Origin of the sequence: Hydrogenophaga sp. BPS33 (genome assembly GCF_009859475.1) — a bacterium.
Lineage (GTDB): Bacteria > Pseudomonadota > Gammaproteobacteria > Burkholderiales > Burkholderiaceae_C > Hydrogenophaga.
In genome coordinates, this window is the sequence record NZ_CP044549.1 from 1512899 (window position 1) to 1528399 (window position 15501).

General features: G+C 60.0%; 10 protein-coding genes, 2 pseudogenes and 1 other annotated feature. Of the genes and pseudogenes, 4 read left to right on the top strand and 8 right to left on the bottom strand.

Going from position 1 to position 15501, the window contains the following annotated elements:
- Positions 1-105 precede the first annotated feature (105 nt).
- Entirely contained in the window at positions 106-987 is an 882-nt protein-coding gene (locus F9K07_RS07135; RefSeq protein ID WP_159590764.1) for a Bug family tripartite tricarboxylate transporter substrate binding protein, read from the top strand.
- A 10-nt stretch (positions 988-997) separates the two neighbouring features.
- Positions 998-2122, top strand: a complete 1125-nt coding sequence (locus tag F9K07_RS07140) for a mandelate racemase/muconate lactonizing enzyme family protein (protein WP_159590766.1) — start codon at positions 998-1000, stop codon at positions 2120-2122.
- A gap of 315 nt (positions 2123-2437) precedes the next feature.
- Here the strand turns inward: F9K07_RS07140 and F9K07_RS07145 are convergent, their stop codons facing one another.
- The 3 genes from F9K07_RS07145 to F9K07_RS07155 are packed head-to-tail and all read right to left on the bottom strand — an operon-like array spanning position 2438 to position 5384.
- Positions 2438-3226: an SDR family NAD(P)-dependent oxidoreductase gene (locus F9K07_RS07145; protein WP_159590768.1), complete on the bottom strand. Its 789-nt coding sequence runs from the start codon at positions 3224-3226 to the stop codon at positions 2438-2440.
- Between the two features lie 20 nt (positions 3227-3246).
- The gene (locus tag F9K07_RS07150; RefSeq protein ID WP_328794025.1) at positions 3247-4464 is read right to left on the bottom strand and encodes an alpha-hydroxy acid oxidase; all 1218 of its coding nucleotides are present in this window, start codon (positions 4462-4464) and stop codon (positions 3247-3249) included.
- Positions 4422-5384 carry a Bug family tripartite tricarboxylate transporter substrate binding protein gene (locus F9K07_RS07155; protein ID WP_328794026.1) on the bottom strand — a complete coding sequence of 321 codons (963 nt, stop codon included), beginning with the start codon at positions 5382-5384 and terminating at the stop codon, positions 4422-4424. Before F9K07_RS07155 ends, F9K07_RS07150 begins: the two co-directional genes overlap by 43 nt.
- Before the next feature lie 150 nt (positions 5385-5534).
- Here F9K07_RS07155 and F9K07_RS07160 point away from each other — a divergent pair, with 150 nt between their 5' ends.
- Positions 5535-6974: an NAD-dependent succinate-semialdehyde dehydrogenase gene (locus tag F9K07_RS07160; protein ID WP_159590774.1), complete on the top strand. Its 1440-nt coding sequence runs from the start codon at positions 5535-5537 to the stop codon at positions 6972-6974.
- Between the two features lie 83 nt (positions 6975-7057).
- Here F9K07_RS07160 and F9K07_RS07165 read toward each other — a convergent pair.
- The 3 genes and pseudogenes from F9K07_RS07165 to F9K07_RS07175 all read right to left on the bottom strand — a co-directional run bounded on the left by F9K07_RS07165 (position 7058) and on the right by F9K07_RS07175 (position 11728).
- A pseudogene (locus F9K07_RS07165) lies at positions 7058-8289 on the bottom strand (IS3 family transposase).
- Positions 7892-8008, bottom strand: a sequence feature (AL1L pseudoknot). It overlaps the preceding pseudogene by 117 nt.
- An 83-nt stretch (positions 8290-8372) precedes the next feature.
- On the bottom strand, positions 8373-10541 hold the full coding sequence (locus F9K07_RS07170) for a nuclease-related domain-containing protein (protein ID WP_159590776.1): 2169 nt from the start codon (positions 10539-10541) through the stop codon (positions 8373-8375).
- 17 nt (positions 10542-10558) lie between these two features.
- Positions 10559-11728 carry an IS4 family transposase gene (locus tag F9K07_RS07175; protein ID WP_159590777.1) on the bottom strand — a complete coding sequence of 390 codons (1170 nt, stop codon included), beginning with the start codon at positions 11726-11728 and terminating at the stop codon, positions 10559-10561.
- 357 nt (positions 11729-12085) lie between these two features.
- Between F9K07_RS07175 and F9K07_RS07180 the strand changes: the two genes are divergently transcribed.
- Positions 12086-12937: a DUF5677 domain-containing protein gene (locus F9K07_RS07180; RefSeq protein ID WP_159590778.1), complete on the top strand. Its 852-nt coding sequence runs from the start codon at positions 12086-12088 to the stop codon at positions 12935-12937.
- Between the two features lie 597 nt (positions 12938-13534).
- Here F9K07_RS07180 and F9K07_RS07185 read toward each other — a convergent pair.
- Together F9K07_RS07185 and F9K07_RS07190 are read right to left on the bottom strand one after the other, a co-directional pair.
- Complete coding sequence (locus tag F9K07_RS07185; protein ID WP_159590779.1) at positions 13535-14728, bottom strand: IS91 family transposase; 1194 nt, start codon at positions 14726-14728, stop codon at positions 13535-13537.
- Positions 14729-14735: 7 nt separating this feature from the next.
- Positions 14736-15488, bottom strand: a pseudogene (locus F9K07_RS07190) (tyrosine-type recombinase/integrase); the annotation flags it as partial.
- Between the last annotated feature and the right edge of the window lie 13 nt (positions 15489-15501).

Here is a 15501-nt window from a genome sequence, read left to right on the forward strand (position 1 = left end):
ACTTCAACAATGGGTCGTCTGGCGGCTGCACTTGTCACCGCCGTCTTGTTTACCGCATCTGCTAGTGCTCAAACGCAGGGGCCGTCGCACTCCTACCCTACGCGGGTGATCAAACTTGTCGTTCCCTTCCCTCCGGGCGGTGTCGTCGACACCGGAGCTCGACTGATTGGCCGCAAGCTCTCGGAGCAGTTGGCACAACCTGTGGTGATTGAGAACAAACCAGGCGCCGGAGGGAACATCGGATCAGCCTACGTGGCCAAGTCTGAAGCCGACGGTTACACGATGCTGCTGGGCACGCAGGGTACACAAGTCGCCAACCAGTTTTTATACAAAGCGCCAGGCTTTGACGCAGAGCGCGACCTCGTTTCAGTGCATGACGTATTTGCGGTGCCGAATGTGATCGTCACATCGGACATGTCGATCCGAAGTCTTGAGGAGTTGATCACGAGGGCTAAGGCGCAACCTGGAAAGCTCGCTTACGCCTCACCTGGCAACGGCACCGGCTCGCATCTCACCGCCGAACTGTTTAGTCAGATCACTGGCATCCAGTTGCACCACATCCCTTACCGAGGTAGCGCTGCCGCTATCACCGATGTGTTGGGAGGAAACGTTCCTGTGGCATTCGACTTCGCTGTCACCACAATGCCCCACGTTCAGACGGGCAAGCTTCGAGCGCTGGCTGTCACGAGCGCAGTGAGAATTCCTGCGTTGCCAGACGTCCCCTCAGTGCGTGAGCTAGGCATCTCTGAGGCTGAGTCCACGTCGTGGACGGGTCTCTTCGTCCCGCGAAACACGCCTGTGGCAGTGGTTAAACGACTTGAGACGGCCATGGGGCAAGTTATGCGCGATCCGGAGGTCGTAGGCAGCGTCGTGAAATTTGGTGCTGTGGTCACGAACATGGGCAACCCGCGATTCGTGGACTTTGTTCGATCGGAACGCGTGAAGTGGCAAGCGATCGTGAAACGATCCGGTGCCACGCTCGACTGAGGGTACACACATGAAGATTCGAGAGATTCGCGCCAGGCACCTTCAGATTCCACTGGAAGTGGATGTATTGGGGCCGGCCCACGAAGTCCGCCGATCAGTTTGCTATGTCGAGGTCAAGACGGACTGCGGCATAGTTGGGCATGGCGTAACAGCAATCACTCATGCCGGCGTAGTTGCGACTGCAATCAACGAAGTGGTCGCACCAGCAATCCTGAATCTGGATCCGATGAACCACGAGGCGCTGTGGCAAAAAATGTACTGGTTGTTGTCGCCGCGAGGCCAGACTGGCATCTCGGGACATGCGATTGCAGCCTTAGACACGGCTTTTTGGGACATTAAGGGTAAGTCGCTGCAGCAGCCCATTTGGAAGCTACTCGGAGGAGCGCGTGACAAGGTGCAGCTCTACACCACTTTTGGATTTCATGAGCTCGATTGCGAGAAGTTGGTGGATGCAGCGCAGCGCTGGAAGGCCAAAGGGCACACGCGTCTAAAAATGGAAGTCTCCTACCAGGCCATCCAGCGGCGTGACAGCGGCGCACCCGTGATGGCAACCATTCGTGAGGATGCGCGGCGCATCCGTGCTGTGCGCGAAGCAATTGGTGCTGATGCGGAGCTCTCGATTGACGCGAATTGCAGCTTAGACCTTCTACATGCACTTCAGCTCGCCAACTGGGTTGACGATTGCGATCTTGCATACTTTGAGGAGCCGATCACGCAGAATGACATCCGGCAGATGCTAGAGCTTAAACGTCGCACCGGCATGCTCATAGCTGCCGGGCAAAACGAGGCTTTGCTTTTCCGCTATAGAGACATGATTGATGCGGGTGCAGTTGATCTTGTACAACCGAACTGCGTTCTGGGTGGGGGATTCACGCAATGCGTCAAAGTTGCCGCATATGCAGAAGCTCACAATCTGCCCATTCTCAATGGTGGCGGGTGGCCTTTCCACAACATGCATTTGCACGCAGGGCTCGCCAATGGCTCACTGGTTGAGTATCACCACCTATTTGTGCTGGCGTCCGAGCAGATCTTTCAGGGTCTTCCCGAGCCTGTAGCTGGCTACATCCAACTGCCGGTCGCTCCTGGTCTTGGGTTCGAGCCTCGTCTTGATGCGATTGAAGAGTTCACTGTGTGACACTGCTCACTGAATCTAGAGGCAGGTGACCCGGCGATCCCGCCCCAGCAAACAGTTGAATTGATGGGCGCTACGAACCGCACACTGCCCATGACGCTGACCGTCCGCGGTTAGCATCATGGTGCTGTTGCATTGCGTGCAACGAGTTCTGCTACGCGACAGCGGGTCGCTGCCGCGCGCAGACAAGCTGAGCTGTACGAGGTTGAGAAGCTTCATCTGCCTGAAGCACCCAATTTCACGGCGATGCGGTGGCCGCGTTCAGCTCGCTAGCTAGCGCGCAAGGTCTCCTTCACTGTGTCGGGCCAGTGGGCACACTTAGAATGTGCCCCGATAGCTTCCTCCATCAATAAGGATGTTTTGCCCTGTGATGTATCCGGTGTAAGCACTGCATAGGAATGCGCAACAGTGGCCAAACTCCAACGGCTCTCCGAATCGCCTTGCAGGGATAATGCTCACCCGGCGATCCATGTGTTCGGCTGTAGTGCCGCCTAGACGAGCGACAGCTGCAGAGAACATTTCTGCCATGCGGTCGGTTCGGAATGCCCCTGGAAGCAAATTGTTCACCGTGACGTTTCGGGACGCAAGCTGTGGCGAGCGTGCCAAGCCCGCCACAAAGCCAGTTAGTCCGGAACGCGCCCCGTTGGACAAGCCTAGCTCCTCGATCGGCGCCTTTACTGCACTCGATGTTATGTTAACGATGCGCCCAAATCCTGCCTCGGCCATGTCGTCCACATAGTGTTGAATCAGCTGTATGGGCATCAGCATGTTCAGGCGCAGTGCTGCCAACCATTCGGCTTCTGACCAGTTTCTGAAGTCTCCAGGCGCAGGTCCACCCGCGTTGGTTACCAGTATTTCGGTTGTTGGATGTTGCAGGAAGAGAGTCTCCTGACCTTCAGCGGTACTCAAGTCCGCAACCAGCACTCGTATTGCACTCTCTGGATGCGCTTGTTGGATCTGTGTAGCCGTTCGCTCTAGTTCATCCGCATGTCGAGCTACAAGAGTCACGTTTACGCCTTCTGCAGCGAGAGCGGTAGCGCATGCGGCGCCCAGACCCTTGCTACCACCGCACACGATCGCGTTTTTTCCTGCAATTCCCAGATTCATGCTATTTATCCACGTTCTGATTAAGACTCTTCACCGTCGCCTTGGTGCTTCCAGAAGGCATGCTCTCGGACTTGCTCAATGTTCCGCGTGCCACATAACCGTAAGTCACGAACAATCTCATCCGCCAATATCTCAATCGCTCGTCTGGCACCAGATTCACCCGCCGCTACGGTTCCATACAGGACAGCCCTACCAACAAGAACTGCCTGAGCGCCAAGGGCCACAGCCTGCAATGCGTGTCGACCTCGTCTGATGCCTCCGTCAAGCAAGACCTCTGATCGTCCGCTCACTGCTTTCACTATGTAGGGCAACATGGCAAGTGAGCTTGGACAACCGTCGTATTGCCTTCCCCCATGGTTGGAGACCACCATAGCGTCGCACCCAATGTCGGCTAGATAGGTTGCATCGTCGGGATGCATGACGCCCTTGACGATCAATTTGCGAGGCCAACGATCTCGCACGCGGCGAAGTTGATCCGCGTCCATCGCCGCGTCCGCACTTCGACCAAGCGTAGCCATAGTCCTAGTCGCACTTGCGGCGCTATCCTCATACCCCACCATGTTGCCCATTCGTGGTACTCCCCTCCGCAGCATGTCGAGACTCCACATCGGACGGGATGCGAAGTCTAGGAATCCGCTTGGCGTGAGACGAAACGGTAGACCAAACTGATTGCGTAGGTCGCGTTCGCGCTTTCCTCCTGTGGGCATGTCTAGGGTCACCACAAGCGCTTCATAGTCAGCAGCGTAAGCGCGATCTATGAGCTGATATACAAACTCTCGTTGCTTTAGCATGTAAGGCTGGAACCACAGGCGCCCCCTCGCCGAACGCGCCACCTCCTCAAGCGAGTTGTTTGATGCACTCGACAACGTGTACGGAATGCCTGCCTCACTGGCTGCGCGTGCCAACGCTATGTCTCCATCTGGCCAACCAATGCCCATACCGCCCATGGGAGCCACCACGATCGGATACGCACTCCTGTGCCCCAGAATAGTGGTCGTAGGATCTACCTCGTCAACGGGACGCAAGATGCGGGGCAGCAACGAGGACTTCTTAAACGCTTGATGGTTCGCACCCAGAGTGAGTTCATCCTGGGATCCTCCATCGTAGAAGTCGAAAACAGCGCGGGGCAATCTCTTCTTCGCCGCATTTCTCAGATCCTCGATTGAGTACATGCGTTCAAGCCGAGCGCCCATGGTCATCGCTCCTGAAGATTGAGCTCCTTCACCAACGCAAGCCATCGCTGGTTGTCAAGCTGAAGGTCTGCCTGGAGGTCTGCAGAGGACGAGTACTTCGGCTGAGCCCCTTGTCTCGCCATGTGGTCCGCGATTTCAGGCATCCCGAGAATTGTCTTGAGCGCATTGTTTAGGCGTTGAACCACTTCGTTTGGCATGCCCGCCGGGCCAAGCAATTGAAGTGTCGAAGATACGCCAAACCCAGGTGCTACTTCTGCCATCGGCCGCCATGAACTCTCATTGCTCCACTTGGTCGGATTCATCAGACCTAACACCTTGAGCCTTCCGGCCTTCTCCTGCTCCTCCGCGCCTCCCGCGCTCATTACGGCTAGTGGAACTTGACCAGAGACCAAGTCCGGCAACATGGCCGTGGCCCCTCTGTACGGTACGTGCTCGATGTCCAGTTTGAGTTGCTTCTTGAGAATCTCCATCGACAGATGATGAATTGAGCCTACGCCAGCTGTGGAGTAGAAGTACTTCCCAGGGTTTGCTCTTATCTCGCGAACGAATGCTTGAGGATCAGACGCGGGAAACTTAGGGGACGCAACCAAGATGAGTGCAGCGTTGGAGAGTGGGCTGATTGCACTGAAACGTGAGATGTCCGCAGTGGACCGGTTTAGTTGATGTCGTGCAATGAGCATGGAGCTGCTGCCGAGCAAGAGAGTGTGCCCATCGCGAGCGCTGTCCGCGACGTGTTCAGCAGCCAGAAGTGAGGCCACCCCGGGCTTGTTCTCCACCACCATCGTAATCTTCATGTGCGCGGCCAAGTGGGTTGCGATTAGTCGCGCAGTCTCATCCACGATGCCACCGGGAGTGAAGCCCACGATAAGGCGAACGGGCCGTGTCGGCCAGGCCTCAGCGGCACTAGCGTGAGGCCCAAAGAGTGCTGTTGAACCCATTGCTGCGAGTAGAAGGCGACGCTTCATATGTTTGTCTCCATGTAGTTGGCTGCGAATTGACTGCTTTGCTACGACCACATCACGATGCCGAGCAACACCAGAACGTACGGTGTATCGTATTCAATCACGATATACCGTACAATGCAAGTAGCCTTTTTATCGACGCAGGACACCTCCATGACTTACCCCAACACCCAACTCTTCATCCAGGGCCAATGGCGCAACGCCGCCGCCGGCGAGACGCTGGCGGTCTTCAACCCGGCCACCGGCAAGGAGATCGGGCGCGTAGCGCACGCGCGCAAGGCCGACCTCGACCTGGCGCTGGACGCGGCACAGAAAGGCTTCGAAGTCTGGCGCGACAAGGCACCGATCGAGCGCGCCAGGATCATGCGCGCCGCCGCCGCGCTGATGCGCGAGCGCGCCAGTGCCATTGCCGCGCTGCTGACGCAGGAACAGGGCAAGCCGCTGGCCGAGGCCAAGGGCGAGGCGATGGCGGCGGCCGACATCCTGGAATGGTTCGCCGACGAAGGCCTGCGGGTGTATGGGCGCATCGTGCCCTCGCGCGGCAACCTGGCCATGCGCCAGATGGTGCTGAAAGACCCGGTCGGCCCGGTGGCCGCCTTCACGCCGTGGAATTTCCCGATCAACCAGGTGGTGCGCAAGCTGGCCGCTGCACTGGCCACGGGCTGCTCCATGATCGTCAAGGCACCCGAAGAAACCCCCGCCGCGCCCGCCGAACTGGTGCGGGCCTTCGCCGACGCAGGTCTGCCGCCCGGGGTGCTGGGCCTGGTCTACGGCACGCCGGCCGAGATCTCCAGCTACCTGATCGCGCATCCCGTCATCCGCAAGATCACCTTCACCGGCTCGACGCCAGTCGGCAAGCAGCTGGCCGCGATGGCGGGCCAGCACATGAAGCGCGTTACCATGGAGCTGGGCGGCCACGCGCCGGTGATCGTGGCGGAAGACGCCGACGTGGCGCTGGCGGTGAAGACCGCCGGTGGTGCCAAGTTCCGCAACGCGGGCCAGGTCTGCATTTCGCCCACGCGCTTCCTGGTGCACGAGAGCATCGCGAAGGAGTTCTCAGCCGCGCTGGTGAAGCATGCCGCCGGCCTCGCTGTGGGCAACGGCACGACCGAGGGCACGCAGATGGGGCCGCTGGCCAACCCGCGCCGCGTCACGGCCATGGCCGAGTTCACGAAGGACGCGGTGGATCGCGGCGCGACGCTGGCCACCGGTGGCGAACGCATCGGCGACGAAGGCAACTTCTGGCGCCCCACGATCCTCACCGACGTGCCGCTCGAGGCCCGCGTGTTCAACGACGAGCCCTTCGGCCCGATGGCTGCGGTGCGCAGCTTCAACACACTGGACGAGGCGATCGCCGAAGCCAACCGCCTGCCCTACGGTCTGGCCGCCTACGCCTTCACGCGCTCGCTGAAGAACGCGGACCTGCTGGCGCGCCGCGTGGACGTGGGCATGCTGTGGGTGAACATGCCCGCCATGCCGACCGCCGAAATGCCCTTCGGCGGCCTCAAGGATTCGGGGTACGGCTCCGAAGGCGGGCCGGAAGCCATGGAGGCCTACCTGAACTCGCGCGCCGTGTCGATCATGAACGTTTAAAGCCGACCCACGTAAGATCTCTATCCTGCTGCTTCTTGCAGCAGTGAACCGCCCCGGGTTTCGTGGAGGCCGGTTGGTTTAAGTCAGGCAGCGGTCGCGGCCTGATTGGCGAGATGCCGGTAATAGTTTGCCTCAGCTTCGGCTGGAGGTATGTAGCCGATGGGCTCCAGCAGCCTGTGGTGGTTGAACCAGGACACCCATTCCAGGGTGGCCAGCTCCACCGATTCCTTGGTCTTCCACGGTGCTCGACGGTGGATCAATTCGGCCTTGTACAAGCCGTTGATGGTCTCGGCCAGCGCGTTGTCGTAGCTGTCGCCCTTGCTGCCCACTGAAGGTTCAATGCCCGCCTCGGCGAGGCGCTCGCTGTAGCGGATGCTGACGTATTGCGACCCCCTGTCGGAGTGACAAACCAGGCTGCCATCGCGCTCGGGTTGCCGCGCTTACAACGCCTGCTCCAGCGCATCGAGCACGAAGTCCGTTCGCATCGAACTGCTCACGCGCCAACCCACGATGCGCCGCGCGTACACGTCGATCACGAAGGCCACGTACAGCCAGCCCTGCCAAGTGGAGACGTAGGTGAAGTCCGATACCCAGAGCTGGTTGGGTCGATCGGCTTTGAAGACCCGGTTGACCCGGTCCAGCGGGCATGGTGCCTTGCCATCGCTGATGGTGGTGCGTACCACCTTGCCACGGCGCACACCCTGCAAGCCCAGGCGCTTCATCAAGCGTTCGACCGTGCAGCAGGCAATGGAGATGCCCTCTCGGTTGAGCTGCTTCCAGACCTTGTCGGCGCCGTAGACCTGCATGTTGGCTCGCCACACGCGTTCGATGTGAGGAGCCAATGCACCGTCACGCTGAGCGCGCTGACATCGCAAGGCCGGGTTGCGTTGCTGGGCGGCGTGGCGCCAGTAGCCAGACGGGGCGATCTGCAGCACCTTGCAGATCGACTCGACCCCGTAGGCCTGTCGATGCTGATCGATGAAGCCCTTCAGGACTTCAGACGGCGGTCGAGCTCCGCCTGGGCGAAAAACGCGCTGGCCAGCTTCAGGATCTCATTGGCCTTGCGCAGCTCCTTGTTCTCTCGTTCGAGTTCCTTCAGACGCTGAAGGTCTGTCGTCGTGACACCGGCCCTGGCAGCGGTGTCGATCTCATCGCGCTTGACCCATTCGTTGAGCGTCTGCGGCACGCAGCCGATCTTGGGGGCGATGGATTCGATGGCGGCCCACAGCGAGGGGTACTCGCCTCGGTGCTCCTGCACCATGCGAACAGCGCGTTCGCGGACCTCGGGTGAGAACTTGTTTGACTTCTTGCTCATGGCTCAATCCTCTCAGAGAGTTGAGCCTCCTCAAAACCCGGGGCGATTCAGAACGCAGAGATCCGGCCAGCCTTACCGGAGACCTAAGCGAGACAGCACTTCTTGTACTTCAGGCCACTACCGCACGGACATGGGTCGTTGCGCCCAATCTTCTTGCGAACTGCTTTGCCGCCAAGCAGCGAATCCAATATTGGTTGAGCCGACTGCGGTGCTTGCATGTCCTTTGTCGCCCCGTCCATATCGTCACTTTTGACCCACGGATACGAAAGGGACACACCAAAGCGAACCTTGGTCGACTTCGGATCCATGCATAGCCCGAACCATTTTTCAGACGCCTCCTTGTACTTCCGGCGCTCACAATAGCGTCGCAAGCGGCAGATGGCGACGGAGGCTGGGTCCTCATTGCAGTGGATAGTCAGGCCGGCCTCCGCCGAGTCAAACGCGAGTGTCAAATCGTGGTGGCGATGATCGGTTCTCGCCAATGCACAGATACGGTCGATCGCCCGGCTGGTGTTCTTGACGGTGTCTTCGCTCAGGCTGAGCAGGAGAAATCCTAGATCGATAGTGGCCGCCTCGGGCCGAGCCTCTATGTCCTTGATGATGCGCCCGAGTGTCGTCGCATTGAAGCGGGTGAGAATCCCTGCAGGCGTCGCCGCACCTTCCAACCCGGCGCGTCGGACACCCATGGCGACATCGAGCCCTGCGGTGAAGTCGTCGTTCAGATGCATCATCCCCACGTCGGGGTTCAGCCACAGGTTGTATTTCAGGTGGTACGCAAGTATCGTGAGTTCATGCGACGCGAGCAGCTTTTCGCCGTAGTTGACGCGCCGGTTGAGGTAGGAGAGGTAGTGCAGTGGCGATCGGAGCATCTCCGACATCACGTCGATGGTGAAGACGTCGCAAACAAGTGGCGGCTGAACGCGGTGGAGTGCAACTGTCTTGAGGAACTGACGGGTCTGAAAACTCAAAGCAGGATAGTGGTCGCTGACCACGCAGACGACGTAGATCTCCTCGAGCGTGCGCGGAAGGGTCACCTCTCTCCCGTCGAAAACCTTTAGGCGACGCTTACCGCCGTCGAGGTGCTGGGCGCAAAGGACGGCCTGGTCATATGCATCCTGGACACTCTTCTGGAAATCTGCCCGGATGACCTGATCGTTGCCCTTGCGGGCTTCGAGGGTGAGCCGCTTGGACTTGGACTGAACGACCACAGCGCGATTGCCCCAAATGACAAGCACGTCAATCTCGCCGATCCTGTCCTTTCCATGATAGACGTCGACGTTTGGATAGACGCTGTCTGCTCCGAACACAAGGCGAAGCCGTTCGGCGACGAAGTTTTCAGTGAAGTTCCCGCGATTCCTTGCGAGCGTCGGCAGGTAGGCCTTGTCCTGCGCCATCCAGTAAAACGGCGCGTCGTACAGAGCCTCAGCCAGCGAATAGACCTGCAGTGAGATGAACTCGCCAGTTGGCGTGCGCAGCAACGGCGTAGCTGCCAAGACGTTGAAGTCGTTAAGCGCGTTGAAGCCGGTATTGCGCTCGCCGGGCGGCAGGGCGAGCGAACCCAGAATCCGTTCGACTGTCTCGGGCTGCATCTCGGCTTCGGCGCTGACCTCGGCCACTGACACCGCGAAGAACGGCAACATCGTCCATTGATCCGGGTGCAGTTTCCGCATTTCCTCTCGAAGAGTGCTGAACTTGGCGGCGTGCACGCGCGCGACCGATCTCGTCACGATGGCGGCTTCCGCGATCGAATAGCCGAGGTGCTCTTGCAGCCATGCCGCGTCTGCGGCGTATCGCTTGGCGGCGAGTTCTACGTATTGGAAGTTGTAGGCTGACTCTCCTCCATAGAAGATCGGCTCCCGCAGCGCCTCGGCGCGCTCGAAAGGATTGAACGAGCCGCTCGCGACGGCTTCTGCGGTGAGACCTTGCAGCCAGACGTCGGACAAGGCGTGATGCAACTCTTCGAGCAGCGACTCGCTCGCGTTCAGGTACTCCTGCTGGACGAGAGGTGACGGTAGCGACCAGTCGATTTCCGCCTTTACCATGAGGCCGAGCAGCGTGTTGATCTCTGTCCGAATTAGGCGGGACAGTTCGAACATGCGGTGCATGTCCGCTTCCTTCATCTCTCCAGCGTGCGGGATGATGTTGTCTCGGAAGCAAAGAAACGCTAGGGTGTGGATGTATCCCGGCTTGACGCAGAGCAACCGTAGATCCGCAAAGATCTCAGCCTCCGGGCGCGATTGTTTTGCTTTCATCTATCACTACTGTCCGGTTAAAAGTCGAACAAATTCAATTGGTTAACGGCGTCGGGCATATCGGTCTGGGACGCGTCGGCCTGCAAGGCGCATGAAATCTCGGTTTTCTCGAAGACCGACACCGACAAGATCTGTAGACATGTGTAAAGCGAGACATCGAGTTGAAGCTCCTTCTTGACGATGGCAATGAGCACGTAGGTGGCCACGGCACACCACACCTGCGTCTTCACGGCGTTCTCGCTGTTGCCGAGAAACTTCTTGATGCGCAGATGCTGCTTGATCCATTTGAAGAACAGCTCGACTCGCCAGCGGCTCTTGTACAGCGCGGCGATCGTCAGCGCCGGCAGCGCCGTGTTGTTGGTCAGGAAGATCAGTGTTTTGCCGGACTCGGGATCCTTGAATCGCACACGCCGCAAATGCTCGGGATACTTCTTGGCCGAGTAGTGACCGTTGAGCATGACCTGCTGGTCGCTGATGACGCCAGTGCTGCGGTCGGTGGGTGCCGAGTAGACACGTCTGGCATCCATCGGCGACTTCGCGCGCGTAACGAAGAAGGCGCCAGCCTGGTGCAGCGCATACAGCCGTGCGAAGTCCACATAGCCGCGATCCATCACGTAGAACGCACCGGCCTCGAAACTCAGCATGTCCAGCACGTTCACGTCGTGCAGCTTGCCATCGCTGATGTGGATGAAGGCCGGGATAGCGCCGCGCAGATCCAGCAGCGTGTGCAGCTTGATGGCCGCCTTGGTCGATCGAAACGGTGCCCAGTCGAACAGGCTCAAGCACAGATCGATGGTGCTGGAGTCCAGCGCATAGACCGTGTTGTCCAAGTCGACGCCGAGCGCATCGTTCGCGTACAGCTTGCGTGCGCGCCGGATCAGCAAGGCAGCCAGGTCCGACCAGATGCGCCAGTCGCGCGATTCGTTGGCGTCGGCCAGCGTGGAGCGCTTGACCGCCGAGCGAAACCCCATCGCATACAGCTTGCCGGCATTGGCCGACAAGCTGGCCTCGATGTCGCGCAGACTCTCTCGCCAAGTCAGCTGCGCGAAGGCCATCGCCCGGAACTGCTCGGCGCACGACAGCGCTCGCACACCCGAGTTGCCTCCATGGCGCTGCACGATGCGCGCGAAGCTGGTCCATGGGACGAACTCCATGATCTGAGAAAACAAGGTCTTGCCGATGTGCACGCGCTTCCCCAGAGACAGTCAAGCCCGGGAAAGTACGCGGTTTTGGAAGAGCGAAGTTCAAATCGGCACCAAACGAAATCGGTCTGCAACCCGCGCCAATGCTTGATCTCAGGCTCGGCGCGGACCATTTAACCGGACAGTAGTGTTCATCTATCAAGAATAACGCGCTAGTCGTCCACTGCACAGTCAACTGGAGGCGAGCGCGGCGCGACTAGGGGCGCGTTCAACTTCGGATGGCTATTGAAGGACCGACCAGTTCCGGCTACATCACAGTCCTACGCCGACCTTGAGAGATACAAAGCCTTGAAGCGGGCTGGCCCGAGATATAGCTGGTCAATTCGTATGCAGAATGCTGACATGAACGACCAACAGGAAATCCTTCGAGAGTTGCGCGCCGTCATCGCTGATCAGCAGGAGCTGTTGCGGCTGTGTCTGTATGTCATGACCCAAGGACCTGTTCAGTACAAGTGGCAAACACTCGACAATCGACTTGATGCCGACAAAGTCCGTGCGGCGGCCGGCGTCGCCATGGGTGCGGGACAGTCGATGAACACCCTGGTTATGCTCTCTGAAGACAAGGTGTTGATGGTCCGTGATATGTACGGCATTGCTCGTACGGTGGTCGAGGGATTCATCAACGCCGCCTTCTTCGTAACGCAACCAGTCGATGTTGCTCAGCGCGCACTTCGCCATGTGGAGTACGCCTCTTGGAGGCACCACAACCGCATCATAGGATCAGGCGAGATGATGTTTGCGGTGAACAGCGATGAAGACCCGAAGAAGACGCTTCAGGAAAGGTTCCCTGAGTTTGCGGGTAAGGGCCAAGGTTCTTGGACCACGCTAGATGCACCGAACCGAATTGATCGAATCGGCAAGGAGGTAAGGGCCGCGGGGGGAGCATTCCTTGGCGCATACGGGATGGTCTATGCCGTGTCGTCGGAGATCATTCATGGGTCGGTGTACGGAATGAGCTACTTCTTCACTTCTCACACCAACGACCGTCCCTCGCCTGAATCCTTCCGTCATGGTGTCCAAGAGCAACTGATCAATATCCTGTCGGCGGCATCACACGCGGCTTCAGGGTTCCTTGCAGCGTATGCCAACACCGAGAAGTTTGGCCCCATCGTCCTTGATGAGCATGAGCTGTTCAAGCGCATGTACAAGACGGCGACTGGCGACGAATGGGTTGGAGGTGATGAACCCAAGTAGGCCAAACGCCAAGAGCCCTGCTGTTTGTGTGATTTGGCCCTATCTGAACGCATTCCGAATCGAGCACGCACAGTTCAGATCCATGTTGCACCTGAAGGCTTGCAGCGAATAGCCAACCTATGCCATTGCTCACCTCGGGCTGCTAGCGCGAATGGCCGGACCGAGCCTGCACCAGTCACACGAACCGAAAACCCAACAGACTGCAATCGCTGCACAACCGTCATTTGCGCGTGAGCGGCACCTTCAGTTAAGGGTTGTAGGACGCCCTCCCGCGCAGGCGCGCCGACGACACACGCTGACCACGAAGGGTGGGCGTCCTACAAGCCTCTAGGGAGGAAACCGCGGGGAGCACCCATCTGGGCGTACCCGTTGGCAGCTATGGGGATTTGACAGTGCGCAGTGTTGTTGGCGGTGAAAGCAACTCCACCTGATCAATGCTCGAAGGCGCCACCACAGCGTGCTGTGCGGTTTCGGATGAACAGCTGCAGCAGATCTCGCCGGGGCAGCACTGCAAATTTCTGAGTCGGGCGCAGCTGTCTGCGGCGAGCCGTGGTGAGCCCGCTCCCGACACACTCAAAGTTGCGCATGCCGAAGTGGTCACGGTGGTCCTCGTTGGTGAGGTATGCGAACGGGCTGCCCACGTGCGAACGTCTCGACGATGAGCATCATCGCGCCGCAGTGAACGCACACGAAGGTCGGGCGGATCTGCTCGGCCAAACCGGACCCGGCCTTCTCGGCCCTGGCGCTCGGCGCCTCAGGCATGAGCAGCTGGCGCGCCTGCTCGATGCACTCCCGTCGATGGGTGTTGGCCAGCAGCCCGTAGTGCCGGATGCGGTGGAGTCCGCTGGGCAGGACGTGCAGCAGGAAGCGGCGCATGAACTCCTCGGGCGAGAGCGTCATGGTCTTGTGGCGCGTATGGCCCTTGTCGCGATAGTCCTTCCAGCGGAACGTTACCCCGCGCTCGTCATGCGCCAGCAGGCGCGAGTTGGAGATCGCCACCCGGTGCGTGTAGCGCGAGAGGTAAGCCAACACGGCCTGTGGCCCCGCAAACGGCTCCTTGGCGTAGACCACCCATTCACACTGGCGCAGCGGCGCGAGCCACCGCGCGAAGGCCTTCGGCTCTGCCAGCGCGGTGTGTTGCGAGAAGAACTGCAACTTGCCCGCGCGGTGCTCCTGTTCCAGTGCTTCGAGGAAGCGTCGCCGGAACAGGCGCGAGAGCACGCGCACCGGCAGGAAGAAGCCAGGTCGGCAAGCCACCCAACGTTCGCCGTCGAGCGAGAGCCCGCCACCGGGCACGATGCCGTGGACGTGCGGGTGGTGCGTGAGCGCCGAACCCCAGGTGTGCAACACCAGGGTGGCGCCGATCTGCGCGCCCAGGTGCTTGGGATCGGCGGCGATGGTGGTCAGGGTCTGGGCTGCCACCTCGAACAGCAGGCCGTAGATGACGGCCTTGTTGGTGTACGCGATCTCGCTGATGGGTGCGGGCAGCGTGAAGACCACGTGGAAGTAGTCCACGGGCAACAGATCGGCCTGGCGCGCCTCCAGCCACCGCTGCGCAGCACTGGCCTGGCACTTGGGGCAATGCCGGTTGCGGCACGAGTTGTAGGCGACCTGCAGGCGCTGGCAGTCTTCACAGCGCAGCACATGTCCTCCCAGTGCCGCGCTGCGGCACTGCTCGATGGCTGTCATGACCTTGAGCTGACCCAGGCTCAGGTGGGAGCGCTGGGCTTGCCGCCAGGCCGGCCCGTGGGTGCGGAAGATGTCCGCCACCTCCAGGGTAGCGGTGCCCATGGCGGGCCTACGCGGTGCTCAGTTGCTCCAGCGGGCTGACCACTTCGCGCAGGACGTCGGTGGCGACCTGCACGTAGGTGGCTGTCGTCTCCAGTTTCTTGTGCCCGAGCAGGACCTGGATCACCCGGATATCCACCTTCTGCTCCAGCAGATGAGTGGCAAAGCTGTGGCGCAGGGTGTGCATGGACACGCGCTTGTCGATGTGCGCGGCATCGGCCGCCATATGCACAGCGCGGTTGAGTTGACGGGTTGAGAGGGGTTCGACCGGACTCATGCCCGGGAACAACCAGCCGCCTTCGAGCATCTTGCCTTGCGCGTGGGCCACGCGCCACCAGACCCGCAAGCGCTCCAGCAGCACGGGCGAGAGCATGGCGTAGCGGTCCTTGCTGCCCTTGCCTTGCTCCACGCGCAGCGTCATGCGCTTGCTGTCGATGTCGCCGACCTTGAGCGCCACGACTTCGCTGGCACGCAGGCCCGTGCCGTAGGCCAACGACAGGGCGGTCTGGTGCTTGAGGTTGGCTGCTGCGGCAATCAGGCGCGCCACTTCCTCGCGGCTGAGCACCACCGGCAAGGTGTGTGGCAGGTGTACTGCCTGCATCCTGGCCATGAGTTCGGGATGGTCCAGGGTGATCTCGCAGAAGAACTTCAGCCCGGTGATGGTGGCGTTGAGGGTCGTGGGTGAGGTGCCATGGTCCACCAGGTGCAGCTGGAAGTTGCGCAGATCCTCGACGGTGGCGGTGTCCGGTGGCCGGTGGAGGAAGGCGTGAGCGCAC